This is a genomic window from Thermofilum adornatum, assembly GCF_000446015.1.
GTDB classification, from domain to species: Archaea; Thermoproteota; Thermoprotei; order Thermofilales; family Thermofilaceae; genus Thermofilum; species Thermofilum adornatum.
This window is the reverse complement of the sequence record NC_022093.1, coordinates 846,435-860,747: the sequence shown is the minus strand read 5'-3', so window position 1 is coordinate 860,747 and position 14,313 is coordinate 846,435. Positions and strand designations below refer to the sequence as shown.

Below are 14,313 nucleotides of genomic sequence, written 5' to 3'. Positions count from 1 at the left end.
TCTAGTCCTTAAACTCCGCTATGTCCCCGAGAGTAATATCGTAGTTTTTCAGGTCTCCACTCTCCATTTCGTAGTCGATTATTTCCTCTACAAGCTTGATTTTCAGCACCTTCTCGAGTTTCCTTGCAAGTTCAATTGTTGGCTCAAGTTGCCCCGCCTCTATCCTTCTTATAATTGACTCTTTTTCACCAACCATGGCCGCTAGCATGTCACGTGTGAGACCCATTTTTTCACGAGCATTCCTAATGATGTCACCATAGTTTTCTACTATTGTTTGTTCAACCTCTACAGGTTTCTTAGGCTTAGGTGCAGTTTTAATTTGTCTTGGTGGCTGCGTCCTTGAAAAATTAATAGTACCTACAATTGTTTTTCCTCTCGCACATGCAGGACATACGATTAGCTCTGCCCCTTCGAGACGGATCCTATATGCTAAACCTTGCAGCTCCCTTCCGCATAGCTCACACTTAGCCATCCTGCCTTAACAATGCTACCTTGTTTAAAAGCATTTCTATTTTATGAGAGACAAAGTTAAAAAGCCTATGTCACGCTAGGAAAAATATGAAGTCTGAGACAAGGGAAAAACCAAACGGGTGGGATATAAAGGTAATAAAGACACTCCTAAGCTATCTCTATGGTTACATATTTGAAGAAGACTCTTTGCGTTCCAGGGTTATGGTTTCTAGATCACGGAAGACTGGGAGGCTGAAAGAAATCTACCTTGATAATGTTCTTTTCGCCACTATCAGGCTGTCCGATGGTTTTCTTGTGCCTACGTTACATGGATGGGAACTCTTAGTGAGTCAAGGAAAAAAGTACTTTGTAGAGGTTCCGGAAGATGTGGCATCGTTTATTGCTGAGGGAAAAACGGTTTTTTCTAAGCATGTAACAGGCGTATACGAGGAGACTCTTCCAGGCGATGAAGTCGTCATAACATCCAAGTCAAATTCTGGGATCAAAGTTTACGGGAGCGGTAAAGCAGTTCTGCCGGCTTCTTCTATGGGAAAAATAAAGAGAGGAAAAGCTGTAAAGACAAGACATGGGAAAAAACAATAAATTACCTAACAGGAGTTGACAGCCTTTTCACGCGCTTTATCTCCTAGAAACTTGTTGCTTATTGAACACTACGTACCTAAACTGTCGTCTATTCTCTATCTTTGCGTTGAACCTGTTTCTCAATAACATCTCGATTTCCCGATAGTAGTATTGATTTGTCAGCCACGCGGGAGGCCTAACACGTGGGACAAGCCCCCGTATCACATTGATGTCGGAGGTCTTTTTAACATATGAGACATACGCGTATCTGAGAAGTGTCCGCAACTTTATGGATATCTGAGCTGATTTAGTGTTTTTCAAGAGTTCTTCGACAACAGACACAAGATGATCTAAAAGTTTTTGTTTTTCCTCATGTATATGGGACATATGGGTCATCTCACCTTTATCATGGTTTAAATACTTAATGATAAGTACGTGGAAAAGTTTTTATGTTTTTCTATGATAAAGATTTTTTACTCGACAATTGTCTAACAGGCATTGCAAAAAGGTAGAAACCCCAAAAGGATGATCCTCTTGCTAAGCTAACTCTCTAGCAAGAGTTACAAGCTGTTTATATTCTATTCCCAGTTTACTCGACAAGTTTTTAATGATGGATTCCATCTTCTCGGACTTTGAAAAGTGGTCGCTATACAGCAGGCTAACCCTCCCATTGGAAACTTCGAGGGCAATAAACCTTAGGATTATTTTCCCATTTTTCTTGTCTATGATTCTGTAGACTTTAAGCGCTTTCTTACATTCGGGTGAAATGTTGAAAGATAATTTCTTCGCGTAACCTGTACCATGAAGAATCTCGTTATACGTTAAACCAACAATTGTGCCCATCTCGTTGTCGAAACTTGTAATGTCTTCAAAGCTTTCAGGAGACACCTCTTTTTCTTCGACAGGCATTAGTTTGGAAAGTTTTCCCTGAGACAAGCAAAAGAGATACGAATCTACCTTGACACTTACAGGCTTTGGGTCACTAGCTTCTAGCTCGAGCGCAAAGGTCTCCATGAAGAGACCCCCTGCTATTCCTCTATAACGGGGATTCCGAAGCGCTGGCTTGCCAGGACGTGTTGCTCGTATGGAATAGAGTCTATGTCTATCAGTTTGGAGTAGTGTCTCTTATAGGGCTCGCCTGATATAAGTTTCTTTATATTTCTCTTGTAGTGGTCTGCAATTAGCTTCTTTCCTGTGATCTTCTCCCACTCTTCAAATGAATATGAGAATGCTTTCTGGGCTCTGTCTCTATAGAGGTCCGGGATAACGTTGAATGAGCAGAAGGGTACCTGTCTCCCGTCCGGCATAATATAGTGTATGTCGCACCTCATTACTCTAGCTACATCGTGGTTGTACAGGTCCTGGAAATGCATCATTCCAAGGAACAGTGCATTGTAGTGGAACTCTCCTAGACTGCTATAGTCGTGTCTTGCGAATATCTTGTAGAACATCTTGACTAGCTTGTTCCCTTCGCGTAGGCGCCGAGGAGCCTTAGACATGTCGACAAACTTTCTAAGGTTTACAAGCAAGTCGAGCATGACAATGTATTTGTTCTTTCCTTTCTCAAGCTCTTCAGCCTTCTTGTCTAAATAGTCGAAGAATTCATCAACATGCACGAACCGGGTTATGGGTATTATTTCGCCGTCGTCTTGGAAAACATATGTAGCAGCTCCGCATGCAAAGTGAGTTGTGAGAGTTAACTGTGGTTTACCAGTTAGAGCTTCTACAAATCTTGAGATTGGAGCAACGCTTGGAACTGGGTACCAGTCCTCCTCCCTTATCTGCCCGTTTGTCTGCTCCTCTATCTTTTTAATAACATCAGGGATGGTTACTCTTTCTTTGTCTCTTTCCTTGCGGGGCATCCTGCCAACGATAGATACTGGCTGGAAATTCACGCCGCGGACAATGTCGTTGTTTTGTAGTCCGAACTCTATTATTTTACCTACCTCCGACAAGTTGTAGTGCTTGATAACTGTTGGGACAAGTACAACGCCCAGCTTCGCCTTGCGAAGATTGTCCAATGCATAGGGAACCTCCCAGTGGTTCTTCGGGTTTGTAAAGGGGGACACTCCGTCAAAACTCATATAAACAGTGTTTACTCCAGCCTGTCTGACTTTAACAGCTAGATCTGGGTCAAAGGCAAGCCTAATCCCGTTCGTGTTTAGCTGTATATGTGTAAATCCCTCTTCCTTGGCTATCCTAATTATGTCTAGGAGATCCTCTCTCAGGGTAGGTTCTCCTCCTGTTAGCTGGATAGCCGGGGGCTTGACTGGTTCGGTTAGCCTGGCCTGCCTGAACATGTAGCGTAAGTGTTCAAGGGACGGCTCATAAACATAGCCCGACTTTTTGGCATAGAAGAAACAGTAGAAACAGCTTAGGTCGCACCTATTAGTTAGTACAACGTTGATTAGCGCTGCGTGTGAACGGTGACGCGTACAAACTCCACAGTTATAGGGGCATGGCGCTGTAACAGGTAAATGGGCAATAATGTTTCCCCTGCCGTCTACCTGATACTTCCTGTATCGTTCATACATCTCTACGCTTCCAAAATAGAGCTCCTCGAATTCTCCATGCTCGGGGCAAACCTTTCTGATCCAGACCTTTCCATCTCTCTTGAAAACAGCCGCTGTAAGCAACGAGTTGCATTCTGGACAGGCTGACTGAGTATAGGTGATTAGTTCTTCGCCTTCCCTTAGCGGTGGCCTCTTAGACAAGTAAATCTTGTAGTCTACTCCTGGCTTCGGGAACAGTTTGGCTCGGGCCTCCTCTGCGATTTTGGATATTTCTTCTATACCCAGGTTAGCTATTCGAGAATAATTAATATGGAATTCCTCTTCAACAGAGACATTTTTCTGTGCCATAACGCATCACTAATGATTTTACGATAATTCTGAAAACATGAAAAAACTTATATTTCTTACGATATTCCACCGTCATAAAAATAAGGAAACAGAAAACAAAAGCCTATTCTTCTATGCGGGCACGCCCAAAGTGTTGCCAACCCCAAGCACTATAATCGTTGAATTCTCAGGGTATTGTCTAATAAGATCGGTAACTATGTCAACTGCCTGCAAGGTTCCCCTGTAAACCTTCTCTGTCATTGTTGAAAGAGCTTCTGCTTCAGACATCTTTATCAGGACAGCATAGGTGGGTATACCATGCTTCGCCGCCAACTCTTCAATCTCAAACCTCTCCACACCAACGCCGCCCATAGCTATACCAAAGCCGTGGGCAACTAAGCCGGACTCCTCGCCCTCATACTTCAACGCGGCGTCAATAGAGATCATTAAGGAGGCTTTTTCCCGCGACAGAACCCAGGCAACTGCTTCTTCAAGTCTGCCAGTGGTGCCTCCTGGACCCTTAGCCCTCACCACGTAGACATTCCTGTTCTCTACATTAATCTTTGACACATATGTGTCCTTAACGGGCTCGATATATGTCCCCTTGTACCGCCTAACAAGAAGCGACGCCACAAAGGGGCCAGCAGAGTCGCCTATAGGCAAACCCTTCGAAAAGGACTCCAAGGCGCCCTCTACAGCCTTCACCTCCTCGAGCACAAAGGGCATCTGTGCATTCAGCTGGAGAATAAGCCATAGACTCTTAAACTTCCTAGCTATCAGGTAATAGTGATTAACAAGCTTGTAAATTATGTTCAACTCCCTAGCAACCTCCACGAGATTAGCCAGGTTCTGAACATCCGCCGGAGACGCATTCCTGGCTAAAGCAGCAACCTCCTTCTCGATCCTCTCCTCGCCAGTCCTCAATACATGCTTTATCTTCTTCACGATACCAAACGGATCCAGGTCTACCGGAAAAATAATATAGGTCTCTATAAGCGAGGACAGCCTCCTCTCAAGTTGCGCCTCAAACTCCTTCGAGCCATCACCACTATACCTCTTAAACTGCGAAACAAGGACATTCACAGCCTTATCCCTAGTACTCTTAAAAAACGCTATGTAGGTCTCAATCTCACTTATAGCTCTAAGAATCTGCATCTCCTGCGACAAGTAAGAAAACAAAGTCAATATTATCAGCCAAAGCACCAAGTCAAACGAGCTACCATCCATCACCCATCAACCCAAATCACCTAAAACCACACCTTATATAATTTTAGCACACATCCACCACACAACCCACCCGAAAAACACAGGACGCCATAAAACTCGTAGCTCTAAAAATTATGGAAATGTACAAAGACCAAACTAAGAATCTTTTTCTCGCCACAAGGTAGTCCAACCAATGACATACACCCTACGCAAGGCAACTAACATATTATCTTATTTTCTTCTTAGTAGTAAAACATTGAATGATAGTTTAAAGAATGCCCAGAATCACGCAGAAACCTTAAAAATTGATACAAAAACATCACAGCCCAAAAAACAAAACATAAGCCAAAATCAGGAGCCCAACATGTTCCTTGTGATAACCATTGCCCTTCTCTTAGCCTTAGCTCTCCTAGGCTACACATTCTATGAGAGGAGTATCGATACATCTCGTAACGCTAACTTTTTGTGCTCGCCAGAAAGCCGTTTTATACATGCAGTGGAAAATCCTTCTAGCTACACTAGTAATCGTTGGAGCTCTGGCATCGGCGCTCTTTTTCTTTGTGCTCCAGCCCAAGTTGCCGGGCCTGGCACAGCTAGCACAGAACTTTTCACAGCCAAAGCCCTCGCTGTTTACGGCAAGGATTGAGGCGGGCCAGGGTGGAAGAGTCATAGTAAACGGCACAGAGACTGCTACATGGAGCTCCACTGGGCCGTTCACGCTCAAGCTAGAAGCCAAGCCTGGAGAGTGCCACGTCTTTGACCACTGGCTCGTGAACGGCACGAGGCTCGAGGGTGAAATGCTGAGCCTAACCATAAAAGGCAACACCACTATCAAAGCGGTATACAAGCGGTTCAGCTACAGGCTTTCTGTTGTGTCCAACGCTAGCTGGGGCCTCCTAGCAGTGAACGGTAGCGTCGCAAAGCTACCCTTCGAGGCAGAGGTTCCCTGTGGCACAACAGTCAGGCTGGCACTGCTCCCCGGGTCGAATGAGACCCACAGCTTCACGCCGTCCGGATTCATTATTAATGATAGCCCCATGCCAGGGACGGAGACGAAGCTCCGCGTCCAGGGCAACCTAAGCGTCGTCGCGGTATACAAGGTCGAGACCCACGTCCTCCTCATCGAGACGAACGCGCCCGGCGTCAAGGTCCTCGTGGACGGCCAAGAAGTCACGCTGCCAGCCAAGATCCAGAGGGCTAGGCCCTTCACTGTGACCATCCAGGCGCCCCCATTCATCAAGGTCAACGACACGTTCGCGTGGGGGAGCCCAGAGTTCCAGGCACAGGACTATATAAGGGGCGTGCTCACCTGGGTCACCTTCGCCACGGATCATACACCAATACACGTCGAGGAGGCAGAGAAGACCATCAGGGTCTACTACCACCCCTACTACAGCCTCGGAAAAGACACATATGTCACCCCGCTCTACGGCAAGGCCTACGTGGAGGGCAACACGATAGTCGCCGAGCCCGACAAATACTATGTCTACACCGTCAACATCATCCTGCCACCAAACTGGATCAAGGCAAGGGTCAGGGTAGAGGCCAGCTTTAGTCTAGGCGCTGTAATAATGTTCCCATACAACAAAGACGGCAATATATACGACGGGGTTTATGCAAGTGTCGGCGCCCAGCGCGGGGCATGCACCAAACTCACCGCGGAGTTCGAGGTAGTCAGGAACCCGCCCTCTGCCCGCGTCCTCTCCTACTACTGCGACGCTAAGATTGCGCCCAGCCAAGACTACTCACAGGGCCCATGGAACTATGGCCAGGGAAACCAGCAGTACCTGGGCCGCCTCATCGTAGTGAGCGGTGACGGCTCCATTGTCCGTATCCAGGTGGAGGTCGAAGGCTAGGCGAGATAATTATTTATGGCCCCGCTCCCAACCATCACCGATGAAGCAAACCAGGCTCCTAGCAGTCCTCCTACTCCTACTCCTCTTTCTGGTTGCTCAGCGAGCAGTCGTGGCCTGGCCGTTTACAGCAGAACAATACCAACCTGTTTACTCCTCACAAAATGGCTGGTATTTTTCCATTAGCGCCAGCAAAAGCGACGGCGGCGAGCTCGACGGCGGCTACGGCGCCGTCATCGAGGCCAAGGTCGCGCCTGCAACCGGCGCCCCGGCTTGGAAAGCGAACGGCTCTATCTCAGTGTATATAGATAACGTGGACTACACCATCACGGTCAAGGTGCTCTACATCAACCCCTCCACCGGCCTCGGCGCCTGGCGAGTACTCGACACCGTGACGGGTAGCACTTATTCAGAGGCCCCCTCTAATTTCCAGGTCTATGTGCCAACCAAAGATGTCGAGTATCGCAAATATTACAGTTGGACGTTGCCCAGTAGCGGCGACTACCCGGCCAAGGTACGCGTAGAGTTCAGCATATCGGCCAGCGGCTCGGCCAATCCAGCCCTCACCAGTGGCTATGCTACAGTGGGGGGCGGCTGCTAGGCGAGTTAATTATCTATGGATCCCCTCCTAACCATGGTTAATGAAGCAAACTAGGCGCGCACCCATAAGACTTCCGCAACACCCATATACAGGTACACTAGCCCCCACAGCTCAACATCGCGTACGTCATGCTAACAGTTGTGCTGTGAAAAAAAGCAGTAGAAGGGGTCACCTAGTTCTCCATGAAACGTGACTTAACTAGCCTTAACTATTGGCATGCCCATAAAGGGTTCTCCCATCTACAAGGCTTCGCTGTTTTCAGACTAAGTTTCGTTTATACAATTCAACGAAAAAATTTGATGACTTTACGTTTCAAAGATAAACGACATTTATGTATTTTCCGCTAGCATAGTAATGTTTTTTAACGACCCCATTACATTATACTATGATGAACTCCGTGACCGATCGATGACGATGAGCCCAGACATAGGTCACGGAGGGAGGGTGAGGAAGGGTGGGACCCGCAGAGGGCCGAGTAGCCTATAGACTGCGTGCCCGTCTGCCAGAAAAACAAGTCTTTTTTTCGTTCCCTTTCTCCCGCTCTTTCCCGAATCCATCCCCCACCCTAGACGGGTGGCGCCCCCTAAGAGGGGGTGGTGCGAGGCCCTAGGGCTTTGCAGAGCTGTGAGGCAGGTCTTTGGGCGATGAGGGTCGCGGCTTGGGCTGGAAATGTGAAGGCCTGGGCCGCGGCTAGGGGGAGCGGGAAAAGGGGCCAGCCAACAACAGCCACTGATGACCATGAACCACACAACCATACATCACTTAACAAAGGATCCACGACACATGTGAATCCACGGATTCTACGCTTATACACAACTCTTCACTGCCTCCCCCAATGCCCAAAGGATAGCCTGTACCGCCGGCCCCTGGGACCTAGCCGTCTCCATGCCTCCGCGCCCTAACAGGGCGCCCCCGGAACCAAGGATCCGGGGTGAGAGGCTATGGACATGGGGACGGCTAGCCCCGAGGGCTGGCGGACGGGCCCCACCGACCTACTAGCAGAACTATACACCAGAGCACAGCTGGCAAACAGGGAACTACCTAGCCTAGTAGACGGGCAGAAAAAGTACTTCTACGTGTCGACAGAGGCTATAATTGACGTATTAGACCTCCCACTAGACAAGGCAGACACATTGCGAGACTTTGCTGAGAAAGCCGTCAACCTGCTGGACAAGGCATACCAGCAAACAGAAACAAAGCTACAGAAACTATTGACAGCCCTAGAAAGCAATAACGTCAAAGTCGAGCTGGGACCACGTGCCAAAAAGACACTACACATCACGCCGGAAGGGGAAAAATGGTACGTCAGTGCACATTTCCGAGAAACATGGCTAATAAGCCTACCAATCTACAGGGTAAGCGCCGACGCCGAGTTCCCAGACATACTCAACGTGTCCGACCAAGACCTCTACTATCTACAGGCAGGATGGAGGGCTAGCGATGAAAGTTGCGACCAGAACAAACCCCGGATGGGGACGACACAGCCATGGCAAGCACTTGCATGGGCAGCCGTGCGCTACGGCTATCTACGGATATATCTCAGTGCATTAAACCTAAACATGACTGAGCCAACCTTCGCTTGGACCATAACAAGCAAAAGCTGGAATCAACAATGGCCCAAGCGTGAGGGCAAAAAACTGGCACAAAAGATAGCAGAGCAACATCCCTTAGGCATGTTGACGTGGTATTTAGGAGACGGCGAGAAACATCCTGAAGTACTTAGATTTGCGATTCAAAACGATGAAAAATACGAGCCGAAACACCTAGCACAGCAAATCCTGCAAGTCGCATACCAGACAAACTATGGTATATTGCTAGACTTGCTAGACAGCGAAAAGTGGCAAATACTAAAGAAACTTCAACCAACAAGAGACCCTGTCTATGCAACCCTTCTAGGCCACACCTTCTGGCTAAGTTACTCCGCAAGAGCACAGCAACTATTGGCGCGCACAGTGCTAAAAAGCTTGGAAGAAGCACAAAGACTAATACAAGCATTACTACAACAAGGTGTCCAAGCAAAAACATACACTTGGTACGACCCAAAAACGGGGAAAAATTATTACGTCGTACAGCTCAACGGAACAAACATAGCTAGAGCCGCCCAACTCTATCCAGAGCTACGACCAGCACTCAAAGAGCTGGCACAAAAACACAACATACAGCCAAAGACCCCACTCCTACGCAGGCTACTCGAGCTCGCGGAAAACCCACCCCTCCCCACAAAAAATTTAATATCTTGACAGGTTTCATTCTTTTCGGGGCCGTTGCGCAATCAAGAGGCGCAAAGGCCTTTGGAGCAGGGGTACCGAAAACCCTGTAAAGATGGCCGTAGTCTAGCTTGGAAGGATGCCAGCCTGGGGGTGTACCCCGTAAACGGCACTGGAGCGCTGGTTCACGGGCTTGTGCCCGTGCGGCAAGGTCCCGGGTTCAAATCCCGGCGGCCCCACCATTTTGTGTTTTGTTTAGCTGTTGCACACTTTTCCGAGGTTCACGGTTGCCGCAACATTCCTGGAGCGGTATTGTTGCTGTGCTTATGATCCAGCTAAGCCATCTGCAGACATTCATGTTTAGAAACATTTTTGGAAGATTAAATGATCTCACAGCCTCTATCTCTTCTAGACTCCGCTTAGAAATTTAATATTCCAGGAAGATTTATCTTCTATTTTGTTGAGCCAGCAGATTTAGAAAAAGTCTCATTTACTGTGTATTTCTTCTTTAGCCTCTTTAGGGACCTACCGTCGCACGTACATAGCTTGCAGGTATATAGTAGTAGTTGTTATTCCACTCGTACTTGACAGGCGTCTTGTAGTAGTAGCCGTTTAGCGTAGTGCTACCATCGGTATATTGGTACTTCAGTTGTAATAAAACATCAGTCATCGTAAAAGAGCTTGTCTGAGTGGAGAGGCCTACTGAGGCTGAAATACTGGTTGAAACAGGGGCTTGTACTAATAATGGTATGGATGCCGAGAGAAGGTCTATGCCCCCTGTCTCACGCACTATGTCGTAGGAGTCAAAATCTAGATAAGACGTACTTGTCCTATAGCCGGTGGGAGTCCAACTATTGGCTACCACGTTAAAGACTGGGTCTAAGCCGAATCCGTCATATGGGTATGTATCTGTATAGCTCCAGCTAAGCATCTTATTGTTGCTTAGCACTGGAACAGCAAGCGCCATTGTGGCATTATTGCCTGTAGGATAGCATTGAGCGAAAAATAAGTAATAAATACAGTAGTATTCCTTGTACCTGCTTATACTATAGTTGCCCCAGAAACCAATAGCAGTTATAAATGGTAAATTGCTAAACTGCTCAGGATAAATAAGATTAGAATAGTCTAGATATACATTATTGCCCCCAAGGGTGAAGGTATAGACGTCGCTACTAAAGACGTGTGAAATTGTCGCGCCACTTTTTACTTCTAGCTCTGCGCCAGCAGCAAAGTTCACATATAAGCCAATGCTGGTTTGGGCAACAACTTTCTCCTTTAAGAAAACACTTCCCAGCTTTGCGAGGTTTCCTGTAACGTATGCCATTGCGAGGGGTATCCCTCTGTTTGTCGAAGAATATATAACCTTGTCTAGTCTCCACTCGAAACATCCCCTGCTTCCATCAGAAAAACTCCAACAGTAATCAGTAATACCGCCTGGAGGCCATTGCTGTGTAGCTACGGTAGAACCCTGCTCGCTCGCTGTATTTTGCTTTGCCTGCGTTACTATTTGCTGTATCTGTGTTTTGGATATTTTCGGCATGTTCCTCGTGTTTAGCTTTATCTCTGTGGTGACTGTGTAGCCCCTCTGTACTAGGCCCGTGTCTACGGGTATGCCTTTTATGAATGGGTATGCGGCCTCCGAGTCGAGGGCTGTGCCCAGCAGTATAAGGCCTGGCTCAACGTTGTCCGGGTTGTTGCCCCTGGCCGCCAGCGCGCGCCGCCACAACGAGGCATAGCTCTTAACGGAGCCATAGTCCAGGCTTACACCGCCCCTGCCACAAGTATAGCCGAGAAAACCCACGCTGCCGTTAGGCATCAATCCATAAACATTGACACAGACGTCCAGCCCGCGTCCAGACTCATTCACGAAGCCTACAAACATATATGGAGAGGTAAACGGGAGACTAGGCCTATAATAGACAACAAGCCCCCGAGATATTTCCTCCCTAACAGTCGACACACTTATATATGCAACAGAAGCCACAGCCACACAAAGCAAAGCCAAAAACAAGACCACAGCCAACCGTACCCAATTCCCCCTCTCCATACAAATATATAATCAGCAAACCCATATATATATATATCGGTAAAAGTACACACTAAGATTCTTAGAAAAACTGCCCAGAATGTCACAGGGCAGTCGAAAAAGCAACACAAAAATGCAATAAACAGCTTTAAGGCTACTTGACCCCGCGGAAGACCCACCCCAAAAAATTTAAACACAGGCAAAGTTCTTTTGATTCGTTGGGCCCGTGGCGTAGCTAGGAAGCGTGGCGGCCTGCGGAGCCGTTGGTCCCGGGTTCAAGTCCCGGCGGGCCCGCCATGCTAGGTTTCTATTTGTGTAGCTTGTGTTTTGTTTGTGAATATTTTTTCTAGTTCTTTTAGGTGTATTGTGGGGAATGTTAGTGTTAATGCGTCGATGATTTCGTAGATTTTTGTTTCTTCTTCTTTGTCTAGGAAGTTGTCTTGCTCGATGAGGTGGTTTAGTGTTTCTAGGAGTGTGGTTGCTTCTATACGTAGCTGGAGTCTTTTTCTTTCTATGTTGCCCCGCTTTGACTGGTATTCTTCTGGCGTGATTTCGCTGGAGATGTATTTTTCGTCGAGGAGGAGGAGTGTGTCTCGCAGGTTCCTGAGTTCGGCTACTATTTCTGATAGCCTGTCTATTATGGCGCGTGCCGCTTCGTGTGTCTGGTCTAGTAGATATATTTTTCCCTTTTCGATCCTGATCCTCTCGGGGGACGTTGTTATTTTTTGGTTTCCATGCGTCTTTATGACAACTTTGAGTGGGTGCTTGTCTTTTTTGGAGATGTAGATTTTCCAAATTATGCCTATGTTTTCCCCTTTCCTGTTGTAGAGTTGTTTTCCTACTACTTTTTCGAGGATTTTCTTGTCGTTTATTTCGCTTAGAAGTAGCCCTCTCATATACTTCGTTTATTTTTGCTTTGTGGGTTTTTATCAAGGGTATGTTTGTTTATGTTGGGGTTTGTCGAATGAAAAGTCTTTGTATTATTTTTGTCATACGGAAAATTCTGTATCGAGGAGGGAAAATAAGCGTTTAAAAGTAGTAAATAGAGTGTAAATATGGGGATGATTGTTCAGAGTTGCTCTGAGGGGTGAGGAGAAGGCATTTGTATGACCCATAAAAACCGGGAAACTTTATTCTTGTAGTCTGGTTACGTTTAGGACGTCTAGTTGGCTTACCCCTGGCACTGACTGTATTATTGTTTCGAGTTCCTCTGTGCCTCCCTCGGTTTCTTCTGGCATGAAGATTACCATGCGTAGTGCCTCGAGGCCGAATGCTATGGGTTCGGCCTGGTATTGGGCTATTTGGTATTTTTGCGGTAGCTTTTCGGCTATTCTGTTTTTTAGCTCTTCGGGTTTCAGTTCTGCGTCTTCTGGTAGCACTCTTATTAATACTGCTACTCGGGCCATATTGACCGTGATGTGGTGAGATTGGTGGGTAATAATATTTTCGCTTGGAGAGTTTTTTCTCTAAACATCTAACGTAGAAAAAATATTCGTGGAGAATGGTTTATGGTCCTTCAAAGCCACATTTTGGACAAACGTATCTGTTGCCCTGTTTTCTGCATTTTTCGCATCTCCATATTACGGCCTCTCCACAGTTAGGGCAACGGAAGCTTGTGGCCCTCATGGATGGTGCTATTGGCCTCCCGCAAGATGTACATTTGGGTAGAGCTATCGTGGTAGCCATATTGACGCCTTTTGCTTTTCGTTTATCTTTTTTAATAAACTTTTCGCGCGCGGTGAGCATAGAAAAACTAATTAGGTGAACCCCTGCAAGTGGAGTGGGGATACACACGTCTAGCGTTGATGAGACAATAGTTAATCTGAAAAAGAAATGGCTACCAATCTACGTGGTTGCCCTTGTTGCTTCTATAGTTATTCTCGTAGCCCTACTATACCTCTATTTCTCGACAAACTACGACCAGTATATGTCTGGCGCCTTGCTAGTAGCCATGCTCGTAGCGTATATTTCTTGGTCTCTTGGAAGACTATTAAAGATCAGGCCCGCCTCGACACAGCTCATCACTCTCCTAAAATGCGACACCTGTGGCTATGAGGAAGAGAGAAACTATGCTGAGGGCGATGCTTTATTCCAAGAAAAGGGAGTCTGCCCAAAATGTAACAGTGGGAAAATGGTGGTCATGGGGATCTTTGTTCGAAAGATTGAGGGGCAAAAGTCTAAAGGATACTCCCTTTTCAAAATGTAGCTAGTCACATAGCAGGTTTTGTTTGATATTATTGAAGAAGAACCTTAGAAGAATACGTTCCCTTATGGCTTTTTCACTAGTGGCTTCCCGCACACTGCACATTTTCCCTGGAGCTTTCTAGTGCAGTCCGGGCAGTAGCTTATTCCGCAGTTCTGGCAGTAGTAATACTCGTCTCCTTTGTAGATCTTCTTGCCGCACCTGACACATCTCCCTAGCACCATTGTTTTGGGTATGTATGCCAAATGGATTCACCTCAAGGCCTTTTGTCTTTGTGAAATACGATGTTTATAAACATTTTCCCACGCATAAAACACCTCCCATGAGAAATAATGACGGGGTTAA

16 protein-coding genes and 2 tRNA genes are annotated in these 14,313 nt (G+C 46.8%); 8 read left to right on the top strand and 10 right to left on the bottom strand.

The window, feature by feature from the left end; genetic code table 11:
* Position 1: 1 nt before the first annotated feature.
* Positions 2-472, bottom strand: coding sequence for a multiprotein bridging factor aMBF1 (locus tag N186_RS04730; RefSeq protein ID WP_020962631.1), 471 nt, complete (start codon positions 470-472; stop codon positions 2-4).
* A gap of 86 nt (positions 473-558) precedes the next feature.
* Between N186_RS04730 and N186_RS04725 the strand changes: the two genes are divergently transcribed.
* Complete coding sequence (locus N186_RS04725) at positions 559-1,053, top strand: PUA domain-containing protein (RefSeq protein ID WP_020962630.1); 495 nt, start codon at positions 559-561, stop codon at positions 1,051-1,053.
* Between the two features lie 36 nt (positions 1,054-1,089).
* On the opposite strand, the gene N186_RS04720 is transcribed toward N186_RS04725, so the two are convergent.
* The 4 genes from N186_RS04720 to N186_RS04705 form a co-directional block, all read right to left on the bottom strand.
* On the bottom strand, positions 1,090-1,419 hold the full coding sequence (locus tag N186_RS04720; RefSeq protein WP_020962629.1) for a hypothetical protein: 330 nt from the start codon (positions 1,417-1,419) through the stop codon (positions 1,090-1,092).
* Between the two features lie 150 nt (positions 1,420-1,569).
* On the bottom strand, positions 1,570-2,046 hold the full coding sequence (locus N186_RS04715; protein ID WP_020962628.1) for a hypothetical protein: 477 nt from the start codon (positions 2,044-2,046) through the stop codon (positions 1,570-1,572).
* A gap of 14 nt (positions 2,047-2,060) precedes the next feature.
* Positions 2,061-3,893, bottom strand: a complete 1,833-nt coding sequence (gene tes / locus N186_RS04710; protein WP_020962627.1) for a tetraether lipid synthase Tes — start codon at positions 3,891-3,893, stop codon at positions 2,061-2,063.
* A gap of 111 nt (positions 3,894-4,004) precedes the next feature.
* The gene (locus N186_RS04705) at positions 4,005-5,099 is read right to left on the bottom strand and encodes a DUF1512 domain-containing protein (RefSeq protein ID WP_020962626.1); all 1,095 of its coding nucleotides are present in this window, start codon (positions 5,097-5,099) and stop codon (positions 4,005-4,007) included.
* Positions 5,100-5,569: 470 nt separating this feature from the next.
* On the opposite strand from N186_RS04705, the gene N186_RS04700 reads away from it, so the two are divergent.
* The 5 genes from N186_RS04700 to N186_RS09720 all read left to right on the top strand — a co-directional run bounded on the left by N186_RS04700 (position 5,570) and on the right by N186_RS09720 (position 9,981).
* On the top strand, positions 5,570-6,934 hold the full coding sequence (locus tag N186_RS04700; RefSeq protein WP_020962625.1) for a hypothetical protein: 1,365 nt from the start codon (positions 5,570-5,572) through the stop codon (positions 6,932-6,934).
* Positions 6,903-7,532 carry a hypothetical protein gene (locus N186_RS04695; RefSeq protein WP_148682070.1) on the top strand — a complete coding sequence of 210 codons (630 nt, stop codon included), beginning with the start codon at positions 6,903-6,905 and terminating at the stop codon, positions 7,530-7,532. Before N186_RS04700 ends, N186_RS04695 begins: the two co-directional genes overlap by 32 nt.
* Before the next feature lie 596 nt (positions 7,533-8,128).
* The gene (locus N186_RS09505) at positions 8,129-8,434 is read left to right on the top strand and encodes a hypothetical protein (RefSeq protein WP_148682069.1); all 306 of its coding nucleotides are present in this window, start codon (positions 8,129-8,131) and stop codon (positions 8,432-8,434) included.
* A gap of 39 nt (positions 8,435-8,473) precedes the next feature.
* Complete coding sequence (locus tag N186_RS04690; protein ID WP_020962622.1) at positions 8,474-9,772, top strand: hypothetical protein; 1,299 nt, start codon at positions 8,474-8,476, stop codon at positions 9,770-9,772.
* 53 nt (positions 9,773-9,825) lie between these two features.
* Positions 9,826-9,981 (top strand) — tRNA-Pro (locus N186_RS09720).
* Between the two features lie 275 nt (positions 9,982-10,256).
* Here N186_RS09720 and N186_RS04685 read toward each other — a convergent pair.
* Complete coding sequence (locus N186_RS04685; RefSeq protein WP_020962621.1) at positions 10,257-11,786, bottom strand: hypothetical protein; 1,530 nt, start codon at positions 11,784-11,786, stop codon at positions 10,257-10,259.
* A 199-nt stretch (positions 11,787-11,985) separates the two neighbouring features.
* Between N186_RS04685 and N186_RS04680 the strand changes: the two genes are divergently transcribed.
* Positions 11,986-12,062 (top strand) — tRNA-Arg (locus N186_RS04680).
* A gap of 2 nt (positions 12,063-12,064) precedes the next feature.
* On the opposite strand, the gene N186_RS04675 is transcribed toward N186_RS04680, so the two are convergent.
* From N186_RS04675 to N186_RS09495, 3 genes are all read right to left on the bottom strand, one after another.
* Entirely contained in the window at positions 12,065-12,661 is a 597-nt protein-coding gene (locus N186_RS04675) for a PRC-barrel domain-containing protein (RefSeq protein ID WP_020962620.1), read from the bottom strand.
* Positions 12,662-12,895: 234 nt separating this feature from the next.
* Positions 12,896-13,171: an elongation factor 1-beta gene (locus N186_RS04670; protein WP_020962619.1), complete on the bottom strand. Its 276-nt coding sequence runs from the start codon at positions 13,169-13,171 to the stop codon at positions 12,896-12,898.
* Between the two features lie 100 nt (positions 13,172-13,271).
* On the bottom strand, positions 13,272-13,391 hold the full coding sequence (locus N186_RS09495) for a zinc finger domain-containing protein (RefSeq protein ID WP_240366759.1): 120 nt from the start codon (positions 13,389-13,391) through the stop codon (positions 13,272-13,274).
* A gap of 154 nt (positions 13,392-13,545) precedes the next feature.
* Between N186_RS09495 and N186_RS04665 the strand changes: the two genes are divergently transcribed.
* Positions 13,546-13,971: a hypothetical protein gene (locus N186_RS04665; protein ID WP_020962618.1), complete on the top strand. Its 426-nt coding sequence runs from the start codon at positions 13,546-13,548 to the stop codon at positions 13,969-13,971.
* Between the two features lie 62 nt (positions 13,972-14,033).
* Here N186_RS04665 and N186_RS04660 read toward each other — a convergent pair whose 3' ends face one another.
* Positions 14,034-14,213 carry a hypothetical protein gene (locus N186_RS04660; protein ID WP_020962617.1) on the bottom strand — a complete coding sequence of 60 codons (180 nt, stop codon included), beginning with the start codon at positions 14,211-14,213 and terminating at the stop codon, positions 14,034-14,036.
* Positions 14,214-14,313 lie beyond the last annotated feature (100 nt).